Raw genomic sequence first — 25444 nt, 5'->3', positions numbered from 1 at the left:
CATTGTGAAAAGCTTTTCGTTACGGGGCAACAATAAGCATAATAAGTCTAAGTCTTGATATCTAAAAAAGTGGTCTAGTTGAAGAAGAGAATCCTCTTGCTCTCTGTCCTCATATTTGCAACTATACTGACTATCTTGGTGGAAGCTAGTCCGAACGAAGAATGGAGACTAGTAAACAGAATAACTTCTAACACGTGGTCAATTACAAAGGTGGTCTCTTCTCCAAGCGGCAATTTTATAGCCGCTATCTACCAGGAAAACGGCATTAACAAACTTGCTATCTACAATTCAAGCCTCAAACCTGTAAAACAAGTAACGCTCGAAAACACCTTTTCAGGCGATGCCTATTTCCTAAGCGACGGCCTTCTTATACTAGCTAAAAATCTCTACGGTACTATTCCTCACACAGAGATAGCCATCTACAATCCCCAGATAGACAAGACAATACTCAAAGTAGACTTGCCAGGCACCACAATAAATGAAATAAGGAAAGCCCTCGTCACAGGCAACTATCTTTTGTTACTAACACAAAAATACATCTTCTGGATCGACATAAAGGCAGCAACCTACACGGCTGTTCCAGACACACCTATAAACCAGGGCCTCCAAATGGTGGAGACGTCTAGGGGCATAGTGTTCCTAACGATAGAAACGTTTTGCCACATATGCTTATCCCTTAATGAAAAGGTCATACGCATATACCAGTGGACCCCATTTACATATCAATCCTTCGAGTACTACCACGTGCTTGCAATAGTTAACCTGGATCCCTACCTAGGTGTTCTCTTTGATAATGGAACAATAGGCATCTACGAGATAAACACTGGACTAAACAGAACATCTGCCATACACAACTTAGCAGTAAACTATTCTGCTGTATCTCTGCCAGACTACAAGTTCCTTTATTCCACAAGCACAGGAACCCCCACTAAGCTTACAATATTTGACGTCCCCCACGATACACTATATGAAGTCATGGTTCCCGTGACGAACACAAAAGGAGACAGTCTAGCCACTTATGTTTACGACGACGGCTTATACCTAGTAGCAAACAAGAACCAAAACCAAATAGCCCTCGGCAACTTCACGTCGAGGGATCCACCCTACCTGCTGAACACAACTACCTCTACGATTGTGGGTATTTCCAGAGGCCGGGACACCCTCGTAGTTTACGACTACAGGACTATAGAACTCTACAAGAAGACAGCCCGAGAAGTACAAAACTACGAGTTGACACTCGAAGTAGCTGACGAAACAGGCGCATCAATAGCAAACTTCACTGTTGAGATAAATGGGACAAAATACACAAGCAAAACAAATACTATCACACTAACCCTAAAAGAAGGCACATACAAAATAATCATATCCAAGCCAGGATACCAGCAATACATATTCACCACAAAGCTCACGTCCAACGAGACACGTAGAATCATACTACAAAAGACGAGGTACACTCTAAGGGTACATGCGTCCTCCAACGCTGGGCAGCCAGAAATCTACATTCTCGACGGAACAAGGGCCCTATGCAGAGGGATAGGCTACGCCGAGGCCAAAGTATTGCCCGGAAACTATACTGTCCTAGCGATGCTCCTCAACAACACGTACCAAGCCCCAGTAAAGGTCCGAAACGACACAGAAGTATACATAATCCTAAACATTGAAGAACGTCCCATTTTCCCACCAAACCTCCACGGTAACACCCAAAACCAAACAGCCATCAACGAAAACAACACAATAGTGATCGTCTATGGCTCAGACACCTGTGCCGAGTGCAGAGCACTAAAAAACCAGCTGAAACTCCTTGGAATAAATTTCACCTTTAAAGACATCTCAAACAAGACATACCTACAAGAATACCAAACACTCTACGACATGCTACCAACAAAAACAATCTATCAAATACCCTTCACACTACTTTTCAGGGGAAAACACCTCCAGGCCATAATAATCGGCTTGCCAAGCAGCCAATCACTTAAAGAAATACTAAACGAGATGAACGTCAACTCTACGTGGCTATATCTCGGGGACCAAAAACAAGAAGTCACACTAGACTCATCTGTATTTTACACATTGGCAACTAGAGGGATCTCTCTACTCAACACTACTGGCAACGCATTACCACAGCCCCCCAAAAACAATACAGGCACAACTACGCCAACACCAACCCCCCAAGATGTTTATCATGTCTTACCAGTAATAGCTACACTTGCCCTTGCAGACTCGATCAACCCATGCACCTTCATGGTCTTCTCTGCACTAGTCTTGGCAGTAGCATCTTTCTCTGGCACAAGAAAAGCCATCTATACCTCGGCCTCCTTTATCGGAGCAGTCTACCTGTCTTACCTCCTCCTAGGAATAGGACTAATAAGATTTGTCGCTATGTTTACCCAGCTCAGATACGTCCTAGCCCTCCTCGTACTCATCGCCGGAATATACGAAATAACAAACACTACACAGTTACACAAGATGAAAGGCCTAGCCCAAACCCTAAAGTTGCCAAAAACTTTCTCAAACATACAAGCAAAGCTCAACACACTGCAAGCCACCTTACTCACTCGGGCCCAGAAAGGAAGCATAATATTAAGCTTCCTAGCCGGAACACTGGTAAGCTTCACACTTCTCCCATGCAGTAGCGGGCCCTACCTAGTAGCTGCTCTCATGGTGTCAAAACTGCCCTTTAACATTACGCTTGTATGTCTCCTTATCTATAATATGATATTTGTTTTGCCACTAATCCTAATCTCGGCCGCGATAATCCTCGGCGGAAAACTCCTAGCAACAATGGACATGGCATCTATCAAAATAAATCAGCTAAGAAAATATACTTCCCTGCTCCTCGGTTTAGCCTTAATAATTTTAGCCTTGTGGATTATACTTTCTCCATAGGGAACAAGTCTTCTCAAAAACAAAAAATACCTCTGCAATACATATTTTCTATTGGAAAAAGTTTTTAAAAATTAATCTTTTTTTTGGAAAAAATGAAAAAATTTAAATAAGAGTCCAAGCAAAAAAATACTGTGGAAAAATTTAACCTTATGCCATATTTCTTGGGGACAGTAGTTGTTAAGCAGGATGGAAATCCATACTTTTTCAACATAGTTTTGACCCCAGAAGCAATAAAGGCAGTCGGAGTCATAAACGAGATAGCAAGGGTTTTTCTAGAAGAAAACGTCCCTATACTTTTCTTCAAGGCATCTGTCCCTCCGACCGAGACAAGTGGCGAAATAAGAATTATTGTCTCAGCAGACCTCAAAGATTCTAAACAAGCCGAAAAGATAGTCTCAAAGCTGAAGCGATCTAAATTCGTTACAAAGGTAGATTTTGCGCCACCGCTCTTTAAAGGGATAGGCGTAGACAAGTGGAGCTATCCCATAATGATTTGGAACGACCAAGCAATCATATTCAGGACTTTCATTATAGGTCGTTTCCTGAGATGGGGATGGGAAAAAATCGGTGCGGGGTTTGGCGGGATCCTGTATAGGGCTTTTTTTGAGGCCGGCCGCGAGGCCTACGACAGGTTTTATTCTAGGCTGGCCAGGGGCAGGGAGGAGCTTGTAAAGCTTGTCGAAGACATGACTAGGCTTATGGGTTACGGTGTGTTAAAGGTCGTCGAGTTAACCGATGACAGGGCCGTCTTCAGGGTATACGACAATGTTGAGTGCATGAGCCTCAAGGGAGTAGAGGGGGCAGAAAACGCAATGCTCAGAGGTCTATTGGCTGGATTTCTCTCTGGCTACTGGAACACAGACGTATACCACATTAGGCCAGAAGAGACAAAATGCATAGCCAGAGGAGACCCATACTGCCAACTAGAATACAGAAGAGAAAAATACGAGCCACTAGTATAAGGACTGAAAAGTCAAAATATTTTATTTTTATCTAAGGAACATTTCGGCCATGTAAAAGCTAAATGCCACAATGGATATTTGGGCGGCCGAGTGTATTAGGCCCGCAGAGGCTTTTCCATACCGCATCTTGCCAACAAGCATCCCCCCGAAGAAGGCAACGATTATTCCCGCGAAATACATTATGGCTGTATATACTCCGGGGTCTATTTTTCCAATCGCCCCAGGTATTCCCTGCAACTTGCTTAGAGGGATAACAAACACGTATAGGATTGTTAGCGCCAGCACCACGTATAGGATTGTCGAAACATATATTGTCATCATGTGTGGTCTAAGAGCAGTAAGCCTCTCGTCCTCATAAGCCCTCAGAGCGCCAAATATCTGTGAAGAAGACTCTAGAACGTCTATGAGCCTACCACCGCTCTCATATGCAGTAGAGATTATGGACGCCGCTCTCTCGAGAGCAGGTAGCCGGAACCTAGAAACACTTTTCTCAAGGGCCTGCGGGAGTGGAAGACCCAGCTCTATAAGCACAACGGCGTTCTTAAGAATCTTGCCTATTTCTCCACCATAGGTCTCGGCAACATGGCGCAGGCTCTCGGCAATTGTAAGCCCTGATCTCAAAGCCTCTGCTAGGCCCTTAAATATCTCCGGTAGCTCCCTGTGTACCCTATCGATAAAGGATCTATTAAAATAGTCAACTACAGCGTAAGGCAGCATGGCGAGCACCAGCGAGATGGTCCAGAGAACGTTGACCTTTACAGAGGTAACAACATAGACGCCCCCAACGTTTCGGATACTTTCCAATAATTCGCCTCGAAGGAAAAAAACAAGATAAACAAATGGAATCGCTGACAACAGTGCCCCTAGGGCGACCAGGAGAACTTTTCTCTGTAGACTCATCTCAATAAACGGCAAACGTAAACACCTACTTATTTCCTACATTTATAACCATAAAAACTCTATGCTTCATCCATGCAAAAAAGCATGGACAACGCGGAAAAAATGGAGCCCCGGCCGGGATTTGAACCCGGGACCTTCGGCTATCTCGAACCTCTCCATGCCTCTTACGAGGCCGACGCTCCACCGGCTGAGCTACCGGGGCCTCTAAGCATGCGGAATTTAGGCTTACCTTTCATATGAATACCGTCTCTATTTTTTAAGTTTTCTACAAGCATGTCTCGTCTTGCATGTGCTAACATATATATTTAGATTCTCTTACAATAGCAATGTATGGATAAATATAGAAACATATTCAGGGCCTACGACATCAGGGGAATTTTCGGCGAAGACCTGACACCTATAGTGGCAGTCAAGATTGGTGGCGCCCTGTCCAAGCATTTTCCAGGCGTATACTGTACATGTAGCGACCTTAGGTCCAGCTCGCAGGCACTAAAAATGGCTTTATCCTCTGGACTGCTAGGTAGCGGGCAAAACGTAGTCGACGCCGGCTTCGGTCCAATAGGAATGGCTATCTATGCAACGAAACACCTTGGATACCATGTTGCCTATGTAACTGCGTCCCATCTCCCCTCAGAGTGGAACGGTATAAAACTCTTCAAGCCTAATGGTCTCCCTATCTGCGAAGAAGACCTTGAAAAACTCGCTGAGACAGTCGAGAGGGAGGAATTTTGGGTAAAGGCCGGGGGAGAAGGGAAATATGTTACAAGGGATGTTCTAAGCGAATACTATGACTTTCTACTTAAGGTTCCCAAGAAAACTAGCCGCAAGCTCAAAATAGTTGTAGACTGTGGTAACGGCGCTGCCTCGCTTGTTGTCCCTAGGCTTCTACGCGACCTCGGCCACGACGTTATTGGGATAAACTGTGACGTTGATCCACTTTTCCGGGTTAGGGGCTCGGAGCCCACACCTGAAACAACAAGCTTCATGGGCAAGCTCATAAGAGACTTTAACGCAGACTTGGGGGTCAGCTTTGACGGTGACGGGGACAGGGCACTCTTTTTCGACGAAAAAGGCAACACCGTGACCCCAGAGCAAGCGGCACTAGTTATGCTGAAGGCGGCCCCGCCGGGAGACGTGGTTGCAAACGTCGAGTGTAGCAGTGTGGTCGAGAGGTTTGTCCAAGATAGGGGCGGGAAAGTAGTCAAAGTACCTGTAGGACGGATTCACATGATCTTTCAGGCCATGAAGTCGAATATCGTCCTTGGGGTCGAGAGTAGTGGACACTATATTCCCTACGGCGGTGTAAACCTCGACGACGGAATTCTCGCTGTACTCCAGTTAGTTGAAGCCTTGGGAACACTAGACGCTCCAATCTCAAGTCTGCTTGTACCAATGCCTTTGCTGAGAAAAATAAAGATCGAGATTAGCGACGAAGTAAAATTCAGAGTTGTGGATTGGCTCAAGAACACCTATCTATCCAAATACGAGAAAGTGTCAACGATAGATGGTGTACGTGTAGACCTGGAGGACGGATGGTTCCTTGTAAGAGCAAGCAACACTGAGCCTGCTATACGCGTAACAATAGAGTCAAACAATACCGAGGGGCTTGACAGAATCGAGAAAATGGTTAGGAAAGACATAGAACAAGCCATGAAAAGCCTGGGAAGTGGCCAAGCTAAGAAATAAATAGCAATAAAATGTAATAACAATTTCGTAACAGGGTGAAATGCTTGAGCGTGGTAGCAATTGGGGCATCGCCAACCATCGACGCGTTACGTCTACTGGGGTTCGAGATTTTCAAGGTACCCGAGAAAATTGGCAAAACAGAGGAAGACGAAATAGTGTCAAAAATTCTAGAAAGCAAAGTGGCCCTAATAGAGGGAGAAATCTATGCAAACCTCTCGGAACGTCTGGGTCGCACATTGTCCTACTTAAAGGAGCCCCCTCTCCTGGTAGTCATACCATCCTCAGAAAAAGCCTCTACACACAGGCTAGAAGAATTGTATGGTAAATTATCTATGGCAGTTGGGGTGAGGCTCAAATGGGTGAAGAAAGAAGAATAGACCCTATGGCTCTAAGCGAAGAGCTAGATATTACCGTCATCCTCGAGGAGCAGAAAAAAGCAGAGGAAATAGTGCAGGAGGCAAAGAAAAAGGCAGAAGCCATACTTGAAGAGGCCAGGTCGGCTGCAAGAGAAATCCTAGGCAAGGCACAGCAAGTCGAAATGGATCCAGAGGCCAAAAAGATGCTTGAGGAGGAGGAAAGAAAGATAAAGGACTCTCTTTCCCAATACGAGAGACAGCTAGACGAGGACTTGAAGAGTATCAAGGAAAAACTTACAAGCAACAGGGAACAGTTCAAAAAAATTATAGCCGAAATGTTCCTGGGGAGATAAATATGGGAGAACACAAGAGTCTCTTGGAAGTAATTATCAAGGAGATGAGGTCTGCCGCCGAGGAAGAGGCACAAAAAATACTTAAAGAGGCCGAGGCAGAGGCCCAAAAGATCCTCGAGGACGCACGAGCCAAGGCAGAGTCGTTGAGAAAGGAAAAACTTAACCAACTAGTCTTCGAGTATAGGCAGAAGCTACTCAGCGAGATTGCGCCGATGAGACTCGAGCTAAAGAGAAAATACATACAGGAGAAGTATAGACTAGTAGAGAACCAAGTTGACGAGTTGATTATGGAAGTGGTGAACGAGATAACAGGGTCAAGCGATACAAGAAAAGCATTCCTAGTTAAAGTACTAATCGATGCGGTAGCTTCTATGGCTTCCAGCGACCTAGTTATAAATCCGTGCTACGGTTCAAAAGACATTATACCTGACGTGCTAGAGGAAGTCAAACCAAAGCTACTTTCTTTGAAGCCAAACCTGAGGATTGAGGTTTCAACGCCTATAGAGTGTAGGGAAGGCGCAGTTATCACTTCGAGGGATGGTAGAGAAATCTACAATGCAACTCTTGAAGCAAAGATCAAGGAGGTAAGAGAATCAGTCCTTCCCAAGATTATGGAACAACTCTCGAAAAAATAGTTCTACATTACAATCTAGGAACTATTTCCTGTTCTGTGTCTCAAGCTCTACTATAGCTGGGACAGGGTACTTGTACTTTATTTCCTTTAGTTTCCCTTTGCCTATTCTCGCAACTATTTTGTCGTCTACCAGGATAAGGTCGGCCTTCTTCTCTCTAATAATGTTCTCTATGTGTGTAATTGCCTCGGATGGGTTCTCGACTGCAATAACAATATCAGCTCCTCCGGCCTTTAAGGCATCCTCGAGGTCTCTAAATACTATGGCTGCGATTCTCATGCTGGGCATATTACTCTCATAGCTATTTGCACTATCTTTATAAGTTTTTCAAATCCTAAAAACTCTAGGTGACCTCCTATTAAGTACAGGTTGATGGACCTGCTTGCATGTCCATACGATAAACACTTCCCCCTAGAGCTTTACGTTGTAGAGGTCAACAAATACGAAGAGAGAAATGTGTCTTTCAGGTCGAAGCCAGCATGTGAGCTTTATTGTGCCTTCAGGGGGAAGGAGGTCAAGGAATTCGGCGGCAAGGATCCTGGCTGTGACGAATGTATAAAATACGAGGTGAAGACTGGCGTGCTCTACTGCCCGACTTGCCAGAGATGGTACCCGATAAAAGACGAGATACCTGTCTTGTTACCTGACGATCTACGAAAAAAGGACGAAGACCTGAAATTCCTAATGCAGATTAAAGACAGGATTCCAGAAAAAATCTGGTTGCAGGGAAAACCTTTCAATCTTTCTGAAAAATAGCTAGTCATGCGTATAGATATAGGTATTCTCTTGATCTTTTTTCACGTAGCCTATCCTTACAAACTGTATCTGTTCTCCTATTTTAAGGTCGCTAGTAGAAGGTTCAGCAAAGCCATCAATCCTTTGTATGGTGTTTCCCTCAGCCTTTAGAATTGTGGCTTTAACGGAGGATTCCACAGGCGCCCACTGTATGATCTGTAGCCTATTTTCCTTGGCAAATACAATATCGTTGTTAAGGAACCTAAGACTCGAGCCATCTACCACCTCAAAGTTCCCAAGACCCATCAGTCTCAGGACTTTGTCCTCTAGGTCTTTTTCGCTTACATAAATGAATGGCTGGCTAAGAGTTATTTTTCTCTTTCCACGTTCTGGGAAAGATGGATGAACGATGACCTCAGCAGTTATTGGTGGCTGAAGCCCAACTAGCTCAACTTTTCTAACGGGCTCTGGAACAAACATGTACCTGTTTGCTCGCGGCTCTAAGTATTTCCTGTTGAATGCATGTAGCTTTTCTATGCTTATCTTGGCTGTGGACGACTTTATGCCCACCTCTAAGACAATGTCCCAGATTGCTTCTGGAAGGATGCCTCTCCTCCTTAAAGCGGCCAAAGTTCCCAGCCTTATATCGTCGTACGAAGCGTAGAGTTTCTTGTCGAGTCCTCTTTTAATTACCGACTTGCTGAGTATCATTCCTTCGAGGTTCATCCTTCCAAAATGTATACTTATAGGTGGCTTCCACCCCATATGCTCATATATATAGTTCTGCTTCAAGGTGTTGACGGCGTGCTCCTCTCCTCTCAAAACATGTGTTACGCCAAGCATGTGGTCGTCAACCGCGCAGGCAAAGTTGTATGTAGGCCACACGATATACTTGCTACCCACAAGTGGATGCGGTGACTTCTCAGTGTCGAGGACACGGAAAGCTATCCAGTCCCGTACAGACGGGTTGGGATGCGCGGGATCTGTCTTGATACGTAGAACGGCAGCGCCCTCTGGGTATTCTCCTGAGAGCATTTTCTCCCAGCGTTCCACGTGCTCCTCGACGGGTAGCTGTGAGCAGGGGTCTGGGATGCCTTGATCCCTAAATTGCTTTATTTCTTCCTGGCTATGGGTACACACGTAGGCTTTTCCCCTCCTAATTAGCTCCTCTGCGACTCCGTAGTAGATCTCCATGCGCTGGCTCTGAATGTATTCCTCGTCCCATAGGACGTTAAGCCACTTTAGATCCTCTCTAATAAGGTCGTAGGCTTCCTTGAGGGGGCGCTTTGTCTTTGGGTCTGTATCCTCAAATCTCAAGATAAACTTCCCACTGTACATCTTCTTAGCATAGTAATAGTTGAGAATTGCTGGACGGGCACTGCCAAGGTGTAGCACAAAGTCTGGGTTCGGCGCAAACCTCGTTACCACTCTGCCTCCAAGTTCATCAGCTCCGGGCAAGGGAGGGAGACGTTTCACCTCTACACGTTTCTCGGCTGTAAGCGCCTCTGGCCAGATTTCCGCGAGATGCCTGGCCTGTTGGTCTTTATCCATACTATTGACTTCGTCTACAACTTGTCTAACGATATCTACGACTTCTTTTGCGTTTCTCCTGAGCTCGGGGATCTCGGCGAAAATTTTGCTTGTGACAGCGTCGAGCCTAGCTTTTCCCCCAAACTTAACTGCATTTGCAAGTGCATGTTTGAGGGCAACCTTTCTAACGTCAATCTCCAAGATGCTCCACCAACACACACCTCTACAACACTGTAATTAAACTTTAGCTAGAACCCGTCTATAATGTATAAGAACAACAAAAATGGTGGACCGGCCGGGATTTGAACCCGGGACCACCACCGTTCTCGGTACCTCTATGTTTTCCTTGCGAAGGTGGCTTGAGGCTTCTAGGTCTGTATCCTCCCACTAGACGACCGGCCCCTTGACCAGCTATTTTACATGTAATGTTTGCTCCTAAATACTTTTCGGGCATAGAACCAAAGAATATATTTTGTCTGTTATTGTTTGTCCTTGTAGTACCTATGCATATCCGAGACGTGTTAAGAGGCAAGATTCCAGAAGATTTGCTTCGTCTAGTTCCTTCGAGCTTCGACATAATTGGTTCACGTGAAAGGGCCGTTGCGATTGTCGAGCTGGATGACGCGCTCTTGCCTTACAAGGAGCTTGTCGCAGATGCAATTTTCGAGGTTCACAAAAATGTGCGGGCAGTTTACAGGAAGGCGAGTGAAAGGAAGGGCGAGTACAGAGTGAGGGAGCTTGAGCTTATCAAGGGTGAAAACATCACTGAGGTCATTCATATGGAGCATGGATACAAGATAAAGCTTGACGTGACGAAGGTATATTTTTCTCCTAGAGAAGCCACAGAAAGACAGAGAATAGCTAGCCAAGTTAAACCCGGCGAAACAGTGATGGTAATGTTTGCAGGGGTTGGACCCTTTGCAATCGCCATAGCGAAGAAACAGCCAGCAGTAGGCAGGATCATTGCTATCGAGATAAACCCGGACGCATACAGGTACATGGTCGAAAACATAAAGATAAACAAGGTAGAACACCTAGTGTATCCCGTACTTGGAGACGTGAAGATAGAGGCTCCAAGATTCTTCAACCAGTGCGACAGGGTCGTTATGCCGCTTCCAAAAGGGGCCTACCTCTTCCTCGACGAAGCCGTAAACTGCCTAAAGGAGACTGGCGGCTGGATCCATTTTTACCACTGGTCCCGAGAAGAAGACCTATTTACAGAAGCATTCAGGCTCGTGAGTGAAGCTGCTCGTAAAAGGGGCTTTACTGCGGAGCTTAGGGGGGCTAGGAAAGTGTCCCCATATGCGCCAAGAATCTACAAGGTAGCAGTAGACGTCCTACTCACTAAGTAGTGCTAGTGCTCCTGGCAAGGCTTGGAAACGGATAAGAGCCGCTTGCGAGCAGGAAGTATGTTTGCTCTGGACGCAGATAATACTCCCTAATAACGTGGCTGACATCCTCGAACTTGTTAACATTGTTCTTAGCTAGTAGCTCTAGGATGGCTTTTCTTCTCTGGAGCTCTTCCTCTAGGTTCTTCTGTGGAATATATCTCTCCTGGGCAATAGCCTTTATTAGCTCGCTCTCGCCAACCTTCTCTATCTTCATAGTTACGGGATTATAGCTGAAAACCACGTTAAGCTTAACCTGCTTCTTATCCTCGTCTATCCCAACAGCCTCGGCAACAGTTACGATTCTTCGCACTATCTGCTCTCCTATCTTTATCCTCTTAATCAACATGAAGACGTTCATCAGGGGGACAAGGAATAGCGGTATATTCATGGGCGGCGAGATAAGCCTCTTCACGGCATAATCGATGTTCTCAGCATGTAGAGTACTCATGCCCGAGTGACCTGTAGCTATCGCCTGGAACAATGTGAAAGCCTCTTCGCCTCTAATTTCTCCCACAATGAGGTAGTCTGGCCGCATCCTCATAGCGCTCTTGAGTAGATCAAATAGGTCCACGTTTCTCACCCATTCCTCGTAGCTTGGACGTGTAACCAGAGGGGTCCAGTTTTCGTGTGGGAGTCTAAGCTCGGGCGTATCCTCTATTGTCACAATTTTTGCCTCTGGCCTTATGAATGTGGCCACCGCGTTGAGGGTAGTTGTCTTTCCGCCAGCGGTTGCGCCAATTATCAGTATGCTTCGATAGTTTTCTACAAGGTACCAAAGGTAGGCTGCAACCTCCTCGTTAAGCGTGCCATTTTGTATCAAATCAATTATGGTGTAGGGTACCTCTCTAAACTTCCTAATGGTAAACGTCCCGCCTTTCCTCGATACCTCCTCTAGTGTTGCATGCAACCTAAACCCCATAGGCAATGAGCCTTCAGCAATAGGCTGGGCCACAGAAATGTGCCTACCAGCCCTAAAACTCAGCTTGAGTATCAAGCTGGAAAGTTCTTCGGGATCCCGGAACACTATATTTGTTGGTATCGACTCGTACCTCCTATGCCAAACATATACTGGAACATTTAGGCCGTCACAGGAAATATCCTCAATGTTGGGGTCCTTTAGCAGGGCATCTATACGGCCATAGCCTATCGTATCGCGTTTAATATAGTAGAGATACTTGTCTAGGCTCTCAGGCGGAACTTTTATCTTGTATTTCTTTATGACGTCCTGTACCTCTTTCTCTAGGAAAACCTCTGGAGAAGTAGCCAGCATCCTGACAGCTTCGTCGACCCTTGCAGGAACCCTCTCAAGCATCCTTGTCCTTAGAGCATTCAATGTTTCTAGGTCGTTTCTAGTTAGAGGCGGCTCAACAAGCCTATACTCGACTGCGCCCTCTGCGCTCTTAACAATCAAAGCATAGGCATAGGGGGGCTGAATGGGGTAGAACTCTAGGACAATCTCTTTATCTTTAACGCCAGAAACTATGGGTATTTCTCCTACATGTTGCACAGACATCTAGAATAAACCTTATGACTATCCTAATATTTATTACTGGCGCCTAGATATGCAAGTGTACTTTAACTCTGTAAAAATATCTAATGCATGAGATGTTGTAAAACTATCCAAGCTCGAATATAATGTAAACAAGCACTACATATCATGATTACATACCGAGAAGCTCATTGTGTGAACATTCACATCTATAGTATCAGTTAAATTTAATACAAATTGTCACACATTTTTTATTAGAAGTAATATAGGGCGGGCAATGTGCAAAGCAAGGACACAGCTAGCCTTGAAAGTCTACGTAACATAGCCCAGGCGCTTCGCTCTTTGGTAACCTACCTAGTTGAAAACAATCTAGATGAACTAGAAATTAACCCAAAAAATGGTAGCCAAAACCCTGTAAAGGTCATCGCAGAGAAGCATGGAATAGCGCTGGACGTCCTCATAGATGAAAGCATAAAGAGAGGACTGCTCAAGCCTTACCCAGTCGACATGCTTGTCTTCTGTCCGAAATGTGGCTCTTCAACTTTCCGGCTACGTCTAAAATGTCCAAACTGTGGATCCCTAAACGTTACCAGGAACACTCTCTTCAGCCATGTTACATGTGGCTACATAGGCGTGCTCGAAGAAGCCCCTAGGGATTCTAGGGGCAGAATTTTTTGCCCAAAGTGTAAACAAGAATTGCTTAAGGAGGGGCAAGACTGGGTAAAGATAGGCGTAAACTGGAGATGCAGAGACTGTGGAACTACATTCGCATATCCAAAGCCTCTATTGGAATGTGTGGCATGCGGGGCAAAGGCAGATGAAAACAAGTTAGAATATAGGCAGGTTTACAGGTACAAGGTTGACAAGAAGATAGCTTCAGACCTCTATGCACAAACATTCAGTAAGAGAGTAGGCGAGGTTCTCGCGGCATATGGGTGGACCGTTACCCCGGTAGCCGAAATCAAAGGAGTAAGCGGCATCCCGAAAAGTGCTACATTTTTGGCTGAAAGAAAAGGCGAAAAAATGCTAGTCTATAACATTTTCCCAAGGGAGGGAAATGTTGAAGAGGCCAGGAGAGAAGTCCTCAATGCTTTGGGAGCGGCACTGGACGGAGCTTTCAATCATCTTATCCTCGGGGTAAAAACCCCCACGCAGGTGGCAAAGATGCCTGAAAACGTGTCATCTATTGAAGGGGGCACATTAGAAGAGGTGATAGAGAAATTACGCGACAAATTGGCGAAGGAGAAACGTTAGGCAAACTTGTACTTGTGTCTCCAAAAAGATGGGTACGTGGCGGGAATACAAGTAGCCTCGATATTTTATCGTGGAAAAAAGTCTGCGACACCATCGGTGTTGTAATAGCTACTGACGGGGAAACCCAGTACATTTTACCCATAATGAGTTTCGGTTGTCGTGAAAAACAGATGGTAAAAATTGACGGATCTACCTTCTGCGAGGCCGAATACATTCCAGTTTTTCTCAGAGAAGTGTTATCTGGAAAAACATCCCTAGAGTTAATCAACTATGAGGAACTTGATCCCGAAAGCCTCGTATTCGAGGGTTCCGTCGCTGAAGACGCAACGAACCCCCACGTTTTATACAGTGCAAAAAATGGGAAGCTATTGCTTAAGGGGTATAGGCTCTACAGGCGAGACAATCCAGAAGTCCTTTTCTTGAGATACCTCATCCACTACAACGTCGCTCCGAGGCTGGTTGCAAGCTACAACGCTGTGAGCGTCCCACTAGGCATATTAGTTGAATATATCGAGGGAGGTATTGACCCTGGAGCACCCCTCTACAGCTCTGCAAAAGAAACTCTCGCAGCACAATCAATTACGGGTTTAGACTGGAACATTTTGAAAAGCATAGGAAAAGCCGTCTCCATTTTTCATAACGCCATGCTGGAATGCATGGAAGAATGGTGCAAGCCGTCACACATCGATGCACAAGACATTAGCGTTTGGAGAGCGAGGATGAAGCATTACTTGAACGAAATTGAGGGCGTAATACCTTCCCCTTGGCTTGAAATACTTAACCTTTCTCTGCAAAAATATTCCAAGAGATTTGAAGCGTTTGGGGATACATATAAGATAAGGATACACCAGGACTTGCATTTCTCACAGATGATATACAAGCCATCAGGAAAAATCTACATCGTAGATTTTGAGGGCGAGCCAGGCAGGCCACCTGAATACAACACAGTACTAGAGCCAGCCCTACGCGACATTGCCAGCATCGCTAGGGGAGCTTCTTACATCTCTTTCTATGCTGTTAAGGACTATTATGGTCTATCTTTAGATAATACAGTCAAAGTATTTCAAGAAAAAGAAAGGCCAGCAAAACAACTAAACGAGTGGGCACAAGAGGTCATTGAAAAGATAGTGGAAGAATATCTAAGAACGCTGTCCAAGAGGCTTACCCCTACGACTTCACCTGTCGAAGCATTAGAACTTGTTTTCCCATGGATGGTCGAGAGAGCACTTTACGAGGCATACTACGAGAAGAAATACCGGATACAAAACGTCGCCGTAGCCATATCAACGCTTTTGTCTATCATCAATGGAAAATAATTTATAGCCAAAAAGCCTATTTTATTTGGTGCATAAACATGAGTGTAATTGAAAAAGTTAAAACTGGAATTCCAGGGTTTGATGATCTCCTTTTTGGAGGTATCCCAAAGAGAAACATTGTTTTACTCTCAGGAGGCCCCGGCACAGGCAAGTCCATATTTGGTCAGCAATACCTGTACTATGGCTTGCAGCAGGGGGAGCCCGGCGTACTAGTAGCACTTGAAGAACACCCTGTCCAAGTAAGGCGAAACATGGCTCACTTCGGCTGGGACATAAAGAAGTACGAGGACAGCGGACAGTTTGCAATAGTTGATGCATTTACTGGTGGTATTGGGGAAGCTGCCAAGAGAGAAAAATACGTGGTGACGAGCATAGACGATGTTGGAGAGTTGGTAGATGTAGTTAAAACAGCGATAAGAGACGTAAAGGCGGAAAGAGTGGTCATAGACTCTGTTTCGACGCTCTACATGAGTAAGCCAGCTGTGGCCAGGTCAGTAATGATGCAACTTAAAAGGGTTCTCTCGGGTCTGGGGGCAACATCAATTCTAGTGTCTCAGGTCAGCGTCACTGAGAGAGGCTTTGGCGGGCCAGGCGTTGAACACGCGGCCGACGGAATAGTAAGGCTAGATCTCGACGAGGTAAACGGCGAACTAGTGAGGTCTCTAATTGTCTGGAAGATGAGGGGAACAAAGCACGACATGAAGAGGCGGCCCTTCGACATAACGGACAAGGGCATAGTTGTCTATAGCGATAAAGTAATAAAGCTGAGAGGAACAATGTATAGTGGTGAGTAAAATGGAGGTACCCCTGAAGCCCTTAGGTAAAGAAGACACCAGGAAACTAGAACTTGCACTCATTTTTGGCACATTAATGAGGCAAGACGTATTAGAGAAAATAAGGAACGCAGAGGACAAGATAACCTGGCTAGATTCTTTGATCATAGCCTCCGGGGCGCTAGCTAGGGAGAGAGCGGGCATGCCAGTCACAAAGATAGCAGAGGAGCTCGGCAGAACCGAGGCCACAATTAGAAACCACCTGACCGGGAAAACTGAGGCAGGCAAAATAGTCAAAGAAACATACGAATTACTCGTTAAGAACGGCGGCAAGCTAGAGTTCCTGATGCCCGGAGGCGAAGAAATCGAAAAACTGAGACGTGAAAACGAGGAACTCAAAAAGAAAATAGAAAACGTGAAGCAAGCCCTTCAAAGCTTACTTTCAACCCTTTAGAAGCTCACCGTATATAGCTGACGCTGTCGTTGCAGACGCGCTCCAACTAAAGTATTTTTCTACTCTTTCTATACAGTTCTTCCTCAGAATCTCGCCAGCGTCAGGGTATTCCTCTAGCAACCTAACAAGCTTCTCATTGCCAATCTTCTTTAAATACCACCCCAGGTTACCGGTATTTGAAGCCTCCATGAACGCCAGCATGTCTCTCAAGGCCTCGCCTAGCTCATATGGGTCGCCCGGAGGAACAAGTAGCCCTGTGCCTTTGTCTCCATGATTATTTACGTCTAGGACGATTTCTTTTAGTCCACCAGTGCGGGATGCTACAAGTGGGTTACCAGTAGCCATGGCTTCGAGTGCCATTATCCCGAAGGGTTCCCACCTCGAGGGGGCGAAAAACACGTCTGATGCTAGGTGCGCTAGCTTGTAGATTGAAGGCGCAACTCCATATATCACGCGTACATTTTCTGGATAGCTCCTCTGGAGATCAGCTAGCTGATAAATATAATCTTCTCCTCCCCACACAGGCAAAACTAGAAACACGAACTTTGCGTTGCCGAGCTCTCTTAGCACACGCGGGACAGCCTCAACCATCAAGTCAAAGCCCTTCTGTCTCGCCAGTCTACCTGTTGTTATCGCCAAGGGACCGTCAAAGAGAAATGGCTCCGGCTTTCCATTTTCACGGAGAGGAGGCAGCGAAATGTCTTGAATAATCTTTTTTATCCTCTCGTCTGGAATCACTGGCTCTTCATTTTTAAGCGATGCTATCCCCCTCAGTAGAAAGTATTTTCTAAGATCCAGCCGCCTGTTGAGATTTGTCTCTCCAGAAAACTCGATAATATTATTTCCATGTTCCCGAAGGACTTCTGCTTTTGCATTTTCAAACGTCCAGTCGGTCGCGTTATAGATAACGCGTGATTTTTCAGAGAAGCCGTGTCCCAGAAAAGGTAAAACCTCGTCATGTAGGTATGCCTTGCTTACCGTGATTAATCGGTCAGCCTCGTAGGCCCCTGCCTTCTCGGCAATAAAGTTTGAGCGCGCGAGGACTTCTTCAAGGGTATATGTCTCTTTTCTTCCATCTATATGTATTTCGTGTACCCAGTCTAGTGGGACTCCAAGCTCTGGAAAAATCTCTGGCTTGATTCTTCTCTTCACAAGTAGATGTATGTGGAAAGCAGAGAACCAGTTCCCGGAGGGAAAATCATGCTTCAACTTTATGAGCGAATAGACGCTGTGCCAGTCGTGGAAGTGAATAATATTTGGGAATCCGCCTAGCAACTCATCTGCCCTCGACAAGAAAATGGATAGAGAAGTGGCGAAAAGCTTAACCTTGCTCTCCATGACGTCTTCTGAATACACTGCCGAGTTGCTCAAGACAGAGCCGGAGAAAAGTAGAAATGTGACATTGTGCCATGTCCCTATTCCGACGGAGACTTCTCCCATTGGAGTAGTAAACGAATCAATTATTTTTTCGCCCCGGGACCCAGTCGGCGCATGTGAGGGCAGAGCAACAAGGCTTCTCCACCCTAGACTTGAGAGATACCTTGCAAGGTTGCTTGGGACCTCTGCCAAGCCGCCTACCTTTACGAAGGGAGTAGCCTCGAACGTAACCATTAGTACGGATTTTCCGTTCACTGCCAAGCCAGTAGCACCTCGGTCTCAAAGATTTCGCCTGGATTCAGTGCGACAGTATAGTTAAAGCTTATTCCTGCGCCCTGGAACTCGCTCTTTAGACCCTTCTCTGTCCTGAACCATGTAAGTATTGGTGCCACCCATACTTCTGCGTGTTTGGTCGAGGCTATACTTAGATGTCCCACAGAGGTCTTAAAGTCTACTTTCCTAGACCATGGAGAAGAGAAATATTCAGTGGCTTTCTGGCTGTAGTTGTCATCAACTACGAACAGGGGCTCTTCCTGGCTAGCGGGTGAAAGCCTAGGCAAAAGGTGGAGTTCCACTGAGAGTTTTGGCTCGATAAATCTTTTTTCAAGATTCCTCCATCTATATGCCACCCTGAGGCCCTTACCTTCATTTACAAGCTCATAGATCTTTACCAAGTGGATCCTAGCTGGGCTCCGTCTATCGCTCCAGTCCCGACCAGTATAAGAGAGAACAATTTTGCCGTCTCCCACACCTTCGACAATGTACTCCCCCAATGCAAAGTCACTTGTGTCGATGAAGGGCCTATTATTTATCCAGTCATAGACATTTGCATCCCTGCGCCATATGTGTTCCCTGAAGGATACACGTCTATACCAGTCAGGGGTTAGGCTTTTTTCTCCTTGTAGATATGGCTCCGGGTAACGCGACATGGTTGATACCAGATTGTGCTCGGCGCCGGGAGCCTTAACGTCTAGCTCAAATACAGAGCCGCCATCACTTGGCTTGATGTATACGTTTGTTTCTTTAGACTCGATGATTATCTCGTCTTTCCCATCCATGTCGAAGTCAAAGCTCTTTATTATAGAGGGTGTTCCGAAATAATAGCTGGACTCTTCCTCTGCTATGCGCTCTGCACGGATAAGGTGGCTGTAAACCTCTTGCCTTAGTAGTGGGATATAGACTCCGCCAAATAGCCCGTGCCAATAGGCGTCGTTGCACTGTCCAAGCATGTATTCCCTCCAAGCTGATTCAGATGCGCCCAGCGAGGCCAGTTTCTCTCTGACATACAGCATCTTCTTGTGCATGTTGTTGACTTCCCTGTACTTTCTAAGGAAGTTTGGAAAATACCCCCCACTCCATTCCATCATCTTGTCATAGCTACCCGGAGCCAGATAGGCGAGACCGCTAAAGCCATGTCTCTTGATATACTCGCTTGGGGTAATTAGCTCCACACTCGGGTCGCTTCGCAGTGACGAGAAAAAGATCCTCAGCCACTGCTCCGCGGCATAGGGGTCCCACCACTCGCCGAACTTTTCAGCGTCGCTACCCCACAACACATACAGGGACCCATTGTCCGTGGCATAGTTACGAAGATAGTTGAAGACTTCTCCGTGTGGCTTCCAGGGGAGAATATACCTTATAGGCCCATCGATAAAAAACACACCGATGGATTTGCCGCCGTACTCTGTGAGCACAGCCCGGTGGGCATCATCTCTCCAAAGCCCAGACCTATAGCCAACCTCATCGTCAACAATCACGTATCTATAGCCTGCGTCTCTCAGGAAAGGAGGAAGCGTAGGGTCCCAAACCCTCTCGGGTAGCCAGAGACCCCTAGGAGTGACACCTAGGCTTTTTTCGACTAGCTTAACTCCTTCCCTAAGCTGTCGGGCCCTGTCCTCCCATGGGAGGATAGCCAGTATGCTCTCAGAAAAAGTCCCCCCCAACACCTCGAAGTTGCTGTTCTTGATTAATTCGCGCATTTCGCTCAAATATTCAGGAAAATACTTTTCCCAATACATCAAAAGAGGGCCGCTAAAATGAAGGGTCAAATGTAGGTCCCGATATTCCTTTAAAATCCGAAGAAGCAACTCGTAACTGTTACGCTGGACACGTTCAAGAACAAACCTATACTGCCCAATGGGCTGGTGGAAATGCAACACAAATATGAATGAAGTTTTAGCCATACATGATACATGGAAACGTGTAAAATAAAACGTTTACGTAAGGCATACAGTGGAACCAGAATGGTGGACCGGCCGGGATTCGAACCCGGGACCACCCGCATGCCAAGCGGACATCCTCCCACTAGACGACCGGCCCCCGTTTTATGTTTAGAATACTAGAGATTTTAAATAGTTTTCGTGCTCTTGTGCCGGCTAAGTGGATAAATAGTTCTAATGTGGGCTCCGATGCGCGAAATTTATTTTTGGGTACTTTCATGAATGAAACCATATGAGTGAGCAGGGAATAACCGTTAAAAAGAGTGAGAACTTTTCAGAGTGGTACTCCCAGGTACTTATAAAGGCCGGCCTAGTAGACCTGCGCTATAATGTGCAGGGTTTCATTGTTCACAGGCCGTGGCTCATGAGGATAATCAGGGCGATTTACCGAATGTTCGAGGAGGAGCTAGAGAAGACTGGTCATGAGCCGGTTCTCTTCCCACTCGTTATACCGGAGGAGAACTTCGAAAAAGAAAAGGAGCATGTGGAGGGCTTTAGGGCCGAGGTTTTCTGGATAACTGAGGTGGGGGATGGAAGCGAGAAGCTTGACCGCAAACTCGCTCTAAGACCGACAAGTGAGACGGCCTTTTACTACATGTATTCCTATTGGATTCAGAGCTGGAGAGACCTACCTCTAAAACTCTATCAAAGTGTAAGCGTGTATAGGTACGAGAAGAATACTCGTCCACTAATGCGTGGACGCGAGTTTCTTTGGATCGAAGCTCATGATGCCTTCGCAACGCACGAGGAGGCTTTGCAACAGATACGGGAGGACATGGAGAATTCCAGGAAGGTGATCTGGGAGAAGCTTGGTATACCGTTCTTGTTCCTTAGACGTCCGCCTTGGGACAAGTTTGGCGGCGCAGAGGACACCTACGCCGCGGACACCATTATGCCGGATGGAAGAGTTCTCCAGATTAGTTCAACGCATGACCTGGGTCAGAGATTTGCAAAACCCTTTAATGTCACTTTCCTTGACAAAGATGGCCAGAGAAAATATGTTTGGCAGACCTGTTATGGTCCAGGAGTATGGAGAATAGCTGCAGCCCTCATTAGTATCCATGGAGACGACAAGGGACTTGTTCTGCCAGTAGAAGTTGCACCAGTTCAGGTAATAATCATCCCGATATATTACAAAGATGCAGACAAAGAAAAAGTCTTGGGGAAATGCAGACGTCTAGAAGAACTCTTAAAAGGAGCCGGCTACAGGGTTCAAGTAGACGCGCGCGAAGAGTACACGCCAGGATACAAGTTCAACGAATGGGAACTTAAAGGAGTACCAATACGTCTCGAAGTAGGGGTCAAAGAGGTTGAAACAAACACCGTGACTGTTTTTAGGCGCGACCTGTTGCGAAAGGAGAAAGTCCCAGACGAAAAACTCCTAGAACATATTAAATACCTCGAGGGAGCCATCTTAGAAGAACTCAAAAATAGGGCAAAGAACTTCTTTGAAAGCAGAATCGTAAATGCTACAAGCAGGCAAGAGGTGAAGGAAGCCCTAAGAAGCGGAAAAATAGTTAAGATGCCGTTCTGTGGACGGGAGGAATGTGCAAACGACCTGAAGGAGGCCACAGACGGTGGAAAGATAAGGGGGACCGAGATAGATTTCAAGGAGGGAGACTACGGCAAGTGTGCCTGGTGCGGAGCACCTGCAAGACAAATAGTATATGTGGCCAAGGCGTATTAGCGCACGTGTTGTGAATTGTTTTCCTTTAAGTCAAGCATGTAGATGTACGCGTCGGAACCATCTGCATAGTAGTTTGTTCTCATACCTACCCTCTTGAAGCCGAATTTTTCATAGAGCGCTATAGCTACAGTGTTCTGGGTGCTGACCTCTAAAAGGATCTTTTCGATTCCCATGCTTTTGGCTAGTTTTATAGTTTCTTCGAGAAGCATTCTTCCGATACCCTTTCCTCTGAATCCCTCAATAACTGCCACGCTGTGTATATGTAGGCTCTGGTTCTCGATGCAGGAGACGATATATCCGATCGTTAGTCCCTTGTAGTCTGCCACCAGAAAAAAGTCTCGGCACTTCTCGTAGAGTTCAAACAGGTAGTAGAATGGGAACGCGTCTAGGCCGAATACTTTTTCCTCGATCTCAGCGATGTAGAAAAGGTCTCCTGGCTCGATTTTTCTAACTTTTATATCCAAGATTTCCACCTTCCAGGATAAATTTATCCATGGGTTTAGGGATAAACGTGTTGCTAAAAATCTTCTTTGCCGAAGAAAGGTATGTTTCTTCGATTTGAGGACCAAGCCTAGCATACGGCAAATGTATCAGCGCCAGATACTTTGCGTTGACTTTTCTAGCAGTATTCGCCGCTTGTATAGGTGTTGAGTGGCCGTCTTTTTCTGCTTCTTCCTCCATGCCTGGAGGGTAAGTTGCCTCATGTATTAGGAGGTCGCAGTCCCGGAAGCCCTCTTCGAGTTCACGAGTGGGAGAGGTGTCCCCCGTGTAACATACTGAAGCGTCTCGGAAGTCCAGTCTAGCGGCTAGGGCTTTAACTGTGTGTTTTGCACGGTAAAAGCTGATATTACCAATTTTTGTGGAGGGCTCCGCCTCGAAGAAAACACCGTGTGAAAGTATGTCTTGATACTTGGATGGATGAATTTCTCTTAGAAGATTTTCAAAGAATTTATGGGTTCCTGTAGGACCAATTACCTGGATGCGTCTTCCTTTACCCTCTATCCATAAGTGCCACAAAAGCTCTAAAACACCGAGAGAATGATCCGGGTGTACATGTGTCAGCAAAATTAACTGGATTTTATCCAGCCAGCCTAGCCTGGAAAGAGTGTATGGGCAGGGTGAGGGACAGTCAAGCAGAATGTTGTCTACAAGGATCGAGGGAGTAAAATTGTCCCCGAAAAAAGTGCTTCCAGCGGTTCCCAAAAAGACTATTTCAACCATCTATAATCATTCATAAGAATAAAGAATGTTTAATTAAGATTACTCTAGCACCTCTAATGCTCTTCTCAGAGTCGATATAGTGATCTTCGCGGCAGCCTCAAAATCTGGCTTTGTCTGTATTTCGGCTGATACGTATCCCATGTAACCAGTGTCTCTCAATGCCCCCAGGATTCTAACAAAGTCTAGGTGGCCCATTCCGGGCGCAAGCCTGTTGCTGTCAGCTACATGAAAGTGCCCAATTTTTTCCCCGGCAAGCCTTATTGCTTCTTCTATGCTTCTTTCCTCTATATTCATGTGGAAGGTGTCTAGCAACAAGTAGACGTTGTCTGCTCCCAGCTCTTCTAGGAACCTTAATCCTTCCTCTACTCGGTTGATAAGCTTTGATTCATACCTGTTGAGTGGCTCGAGGTACACGAGTACATTCTTTTTGGAGGCTTCTTCGGCAATTTTTTTCATTTCTTCTAGCAGGAGGTTAATTGGTTGGTCGATTTGTTCCCACTCTTCGCCTTTTCCCCTGATTAGCCCTATGATTACGCCCTTGATATCGCTACGTGAAGCGGCGTCGATTATTTTTCCTATTTTTTCTCTGGCTCTCGTCCTAAGGCTTTCGTCAGGTGAAGTGAGACTAAGCCCAAAATGTAGGTAGTTAAGCCCCGTCCCAACTGCGGGAATTTCTAGCCCATGATCTTTAACTATTTTTGATAGTTCTCCTACTTCCTCTGGCTCAAGGACAGAAATTTCTACCCCATCATATCCCAGCTCGCTCAAAAGACGTACAGCAGGCTCAGGATCCACCTTGGCGACTGCTTCGAAACGTGCCCTAGCGTATGCAATAACCATGGATAATTTTGGTTTAGACGGCATGATGTTCTAAGGTGGTTACCTATCTTAATAAGGATTGTTATTATTGAGTTATTATATCCTTTATAGTTCCCTTTTTTAAACATTTTCCGAATCAAATATTAAGAGTTATTAGACAGACATAGACGGCGAAAGAAAATGACAACAATGAGAGCTGCTTTAGTAACAGCAGAATTTGCTCCACGCCCAGGCTACAAAATATCACAGGATGAAATTCGGACGAGAAAGGTAAGGGAAGGTGCAAAAGTATGGAAAAATCCAAAACTCGTACTGAGGACTGACTACCCAGTCCCAGAGCCAAAGCCAGACGAGATACTTATAAGAGTAAAAGCTGTAGGCATATGTGGGAGTGATATCCACTTCCTCGAGACAGACAACGATGGCTACATTATTTACCCAGGTCTCACAAGATTCCCGGTAGTCATAGGACATGAATTCAGCGGCGTAGTAGAAAAGGTCGGGACAAACGTGAAAAACTACAAGCCAGGAGACATGGTGACAAGCGAAGAAATGTTCTGGTGCGGTGAATGCGACGCGTGCAGAAGCGTCGACTTTAACCACTGCATACGGCTAAATGACCCGGCAGACCTAGAATTTGGTGAACTCGGCTTCACCCACGACGGCGCAATGGCTGACTTTGTTGTTGTAAAAGCAAAGTATGCATGGAAAATAGATTCTTTAGTAGACAGGTATGGTAGCGAAGAAAAAGCCTTCGAAGCCGGAAGCCTGGTAGAGCCAACAAGCGTCGCCTATCACGCTATATTCACGAGAGCCGGCGGCTTCAAACCAGGAGCATACGTTGTTGTCTGGGGAGCTGGGCCAATAGGCCTAGCAGCTATTGCTCTTTCCAAGGCCGGGGGAGCCGGGAAAATTATAGCCTTCGAGGTCAGCCCAGAAAGACGTGAACTTGCAAAGAAAGTTGGAGCCGACTACGTGTTTAACCCAGTTGACCTCTCTAAGAATGGCACAGAGCCATGGGAGAAAATCATGGAGATAACTGACGGGCAAGGAGCAGACGTCCACATAGAGGCCGCGGGTGCACCACACCGTACAGTTCCCCACATGCAGAAAAGCCTGGCAATAAATGGCAAAATTATCCAGATTGGCCGTGCCCCGCAAGAAGTGCCAATTTACCTCGAAGTTTTCCAGGTGAGACGCGGTCAAATATTTGGTAGCCAGGGGCACAGCGGCTTCGGGAACTTCGGCAACGTGATAAGGCTTATGGCCGCTGGCAGGATAGATATGACACAGATAATTACTTCTCGATTCAGCCTAGACGACGTCTACAAGGCTTTTGAACGTGCACACCAGAGGATAGATGGAAAGATAACGATAAAGCCGTAACAAATAAATATGACAATG

The 25444-nt window shown here is 45.9% G+C and carries 23 protein-coding genes and 3 tRNA genes; 14 read left to right on the top strand and 12 right to left on the bottom strand.

Features of this window, described 5'->3' with window-relative positions:
* The first annotated feature begins 78 nt into the window (after positions 1–78).
* Positions 79–2886: a PEGA domain-containing protein gene (locus QXT17_RS00555; protein WP_342783015.1), complete on the top strand. Its 2808-nt coding sequence runs from the start codon at positions 79–81 to the stop codon at positions 2884–2886.
* 131 nt (positions 2887–3017) lie between these two features.
* Positions 3018–3848, top strand: coding sequence for a V4R domain-containing protein (locus QXT17_RS00550; RefSeq protein ID WP_342783014.1), 831 nt, complete (start codon positions 3018–3020; stop codon positions 3846–3848).
* Between the two features lie 27 nt (positions 3849–3875).
* On the opposite strand, the gene QXT17_RS00545 is transcribed toward QXT17_RS00550, so the two are convergent.
* Positions 3876–4763, bottom strand: a complete 888-nt coding sequence (locus tag QXT17_RS00545) for a type II secretion system F family protein (RefSeq protein ID WP_342783013.1) — start codon at positions 4761–4763, stop codon at positions 3876–3878.
* A gap of 88 nt (positions 4764–4851) precedes the next feature.
* Positions 4852–4950, bottom strand: a tRNA-Thr gene (locus QXT17_RS00540).
* Between the two features lie 128 nt (positions 4951–5078).
* On the opposite strand from QXT17_RS00540, the gene QXT17_RS00535 reads away from it, so the two are divergent.
* Genes QXT17_RS00535 through QXT17_RS00520 form a run of 4 tightly spaced genes read left to right on the top strand, consistent with a single transcriptional unit; the run spans position 5079 to position 7778 of the window.
* A complete protein-coding gene (locus QXT17_RS00535; protein WP_342783012.1) occupies positions 5079–6434 on the top strand; it encodes a phosphomannomutase/phosphoglucomutase in 1356 nt (451 codons plus the stop codon).
* Positions 6435–6478: 44 nt separating this feature from the next.
* A complete protein-coding gene (locus tag QXT17_RS00530) occupies positions 6479–6811 on the top strand; it encodes a hypothetical protein (protein WP_148682088.1) in 333 nt (110 codons plus the stop codon).
* Complete coding sequence (locus QXT17_RS00525; RefSeq protein ID WP_342783011.1) at positions 6790–7143, top strand: hypothetical protein; 354 nt, start codon at positions 6790–6792, stop codon at positions 7141–7143. Before QXT17_RS00530 ends, QXT17_RS00525 begins: the two co-directional genes overlap by 22 nt.
* A 2-nt stretch (positions 7144–7145) precedes the next feature.
* Positions 7146–7778, top strand: coding sequence for a V-type ATP synthase subunit E (locus QXT17_RS00520; RefSeq protein ID WP_342783010.1), 633 nt, complete (start codon positions 7146–7148; stop codon positions 7776–7778).
* 21 nt (positions 7779–7799) lie between these two features.
* Here the strand turns inward: QXT17_RS00520 and QXT17_RS00515 are convergent, their stop codons facing one another.
* Positions 7800–8063 (bottom strand): hypothetical protein, encoded by a 264-nt coding sequence (locus QXT17_RS00515; RefSeq protein ID WP_020962759.1) that lies wholly within the window; start codon positions 8061–8063, stop codon positions 7800–7802.
* 84 nt (positions 8064–8147) lie between these two features.
* On the opposite strand from QXT17_RS00515, the gene QXT17_RS00510 reads away from it, so the two are divergent.
* On the top strand, positions 8148–8531 hold the full coding sequence (locus tag QXT17_RS00510) for a Trm112 family protein (RefSeq protein ID WP_020962760.1): 384 nt from the start codon (positions 8148–8150) through the stop codon (positions 8529–8531).
* Here the strand turns inward: QXT17_RS00510 and QXT17_RS00505 are convergent, their stop codons facing one another.
* Positions 8532–10235, bottom strand: a complete 1704-nt coding sequence (locus QXT17_RS00505; RefSeq protein ID WP_342783025.1) for a glutamate--tRNA ligase — start codon at positions 10233–10235, stop codon at positions 8532–8534.
* A gap of 89 nt (positions 10236–10324) precedes the next feature.
* Positions 10325–10442: transfer RNA gene (locus QXT17_RS00500), tRNA-Ala, on the bottom strand.
* 101 nt (positions 10443–10543) lie between these two features.
* Here QXT17_RS00500 and QXT17_RS00495 point away from each other — a divergent pair.
* Positions 10544–11392: a class I SAM-dependent methyltransferase family protein gene (locus QXT17_RS00495; protein WP_342783009.1), complete on the top strand. Its 849-nt coding sequence runs from the start codon at positions 10544–10546 to the stop codon at positions 11390–11392.
* Here the strand turns inward: QXT17_RS00495 and QXT17_RS00490 are convergent.
* Positions 11385–12944 carry a type II/IV secretion system ATPase subunit gene (locus tag QXT17_RS00490; protein WP_342783008.1) on the bottom strand — a complete coding sequence of 520 codons (1560 nt, stop codon included), beginning with the start codon at positions 12942–12944 and terminating at the stop codon, positions 11385–11387. The genes QXT17_RS00495 and QXT17_RS00490 overlap by 8 nt on opposite strands.
* A gap of 255 nt (positions 12945–13199) precedes the next feature.
* On the opposite strand from QXT17_RS00490, the gene QXT17_RS00485 reads away from it, so the two are divergent.
* Genes QXT17_RS00485 through QXT17_RS00470 form a run of 4 tightly spaced genes read left to right on the top strand, consistent with a single transcriptional unit; the run spans position 13200 to position 16717 of the window.
* A complete protein-coding gene (locus tag QXT17_RS00485; protein ID WP_342783007.1) occupies positions 13200–14174 on the top strand; it encodes a hypothetical protein in 975 nt (324 codons plus the stop codon).
* A 14-nt stretch (positions 14175–14188) separates the two neighbouring features.
* Entirely contained in the window at positions 14189–15490 is a 1302-nt protein-coding gene (locus tag QXT17_RS00480) for a hypothetical protein (RefSeq protein WP_342783006.1), read from the top strand.
* A 38-nt stretch (positions 15491–15528) separates the two neighbouring features.
* Entirely contained in the window at positions 15529–16284 is a 756-nt protein-coding gene (locus QXT17_RS00475) for a KaiC domain-containing protein (protein ID WP_342783005.1), read from the top strand.
* A gap of 1 nt (position 16285) precedes the next feature.
* Positions 16286–16717, top strand: coding sequence for a transcriptional regulator (locus QXT17_RS00470; RefSeq protein WP_287911670.1), 432 nt, complete (start codon positions 16286–16288; stop codon positions 16715–16717).
* Here QXT17_RS00470 and QXT17_RS00465 read toward each other — a convergent pair.
* The 3 genes from QXT17_RS00465 to QXT17_RS00455 all read right to left on the bottom strand — a co-directional run bounded on the left by QXT17_RS00465 (position 16706) and on the right by QXT17_RS00455 (position 20413).
* Entirely contained in the window at positions 16706–18349 is a 1644-nt protein-coding gene (locus QXT17_RS00465) for a glycogen/starch synthase (RefSeq protein WP_342814515.1), read from the bottom strand. The two genes, QXT17_RS00470 and QXT17_RS00465, sit on opposite strands and share 12 nt — an antisense overlap.
* Positions 18346–20277: an alpha-amylase/4-alpha-glucanotransferase domain-containing protein gene (locus QXT17_RS00460; RefSeq protein ID WP_342814415.1), complete on the bottom strand. Its 1932-nt coding sequence runs from the start codon at positions 20275–20277 to the stop codon at positions 18346–18348. Before QXT17_RS00460 ends, QXT17_RS00465 begins: the two co-directional genes overlap by 4 nt.
* A gap of 61 nt (positions 20278–20338) precedes the next feature.
* Positions 20339–20413: transfer RNA gene (locus QXT17_RS00455), tRNA-Ala, on the bottom strand.
* Between the two features lie 132 nt (positions 20414–20545).
* Between QXT17_RS00455 and proS the strand changes: the two genes are divergently transcribed.
* Positions 20546–22000 (top strand): proline--tRNA ligase, encoded by a 1455-nt coding sequence (gene proS / locus QXT17_RS00450; protein WP_020962771.1) that lies wholly within the window; start codon positions 20546–20548, stop codon positions 21998–22000.
* Here the strand turns inward: proS and rimI are convergent.
* The 3 genes from rimI to QXT17_RS00435 are packed head-to-tail and all read right to left on the bottom strand — an operon-like array spanning position 21997 to position 24085.
* Entirely contained in the window at positions 21997–22464 is a 468-nt protein-coding gene (rimI, locus tag QXT17_RS00445; RefSeq protein ID WP_187147001.1) for a ribosomal protein S18-alanine N-acetyltransferase, read from the bottom strand. The genes proS and rimI overlap by 4 nt on opposite strands.
* Entirely contained in the window at positions 22448–23221 is a 774-nt protein-coding gene (locus QXT17_RS00440; RefSeq protein WP_020962773.1) for an MBL fold metallo-hydrolase, read from the bottom strand. The genes rimI and QXT17_RS00440 overlap by 17 nt, the downstream gene beginning before the upstream one ends.
* A gap of 39 nt (positions 23222–23260) precedes the next feature.
* The gene (locus QXT17_RS00435) at positions 23261–24085 is read right to left on the bottom strand and encodes a sugar phosphate isomerase/epimerase family protein (RefSeq protein ID WP_052885530.1); all 825 of its coding nucleotides are present in this window, start codon (positions 24083–24085) and stop codon (positions 23261–23263) included.
* A 135-nt stretch (positions 24086–24220) separates the two neighbouring features.
* Here QXT17_RS00435 and iolM point away from each other — a divergent pair, with 135 nt between their 5' ends.
* Entirely contained in the window at positions 24221–25426 is a 1206-nt protein-coding gene (iolM, locus tag QXT17_RS00430; protein WP_020962775.1) for a scyllo-inosose 3-dehydrogenase, read from the top strand.
* Positions 25427–25444: the final 18 nt, after the last annotated feature.

The organism is Thermofilum sp. (assembly GCF_038871435.1).
Lineage (GTDB): Archaea > Thermoproteota > Thermoprotei > Thermofilales > Thermofilaceae > Thermofilum > Thermofilum adornatum.
This window is presented reverse-complemented; position numbering and strand designations above follow the sequence as displayed.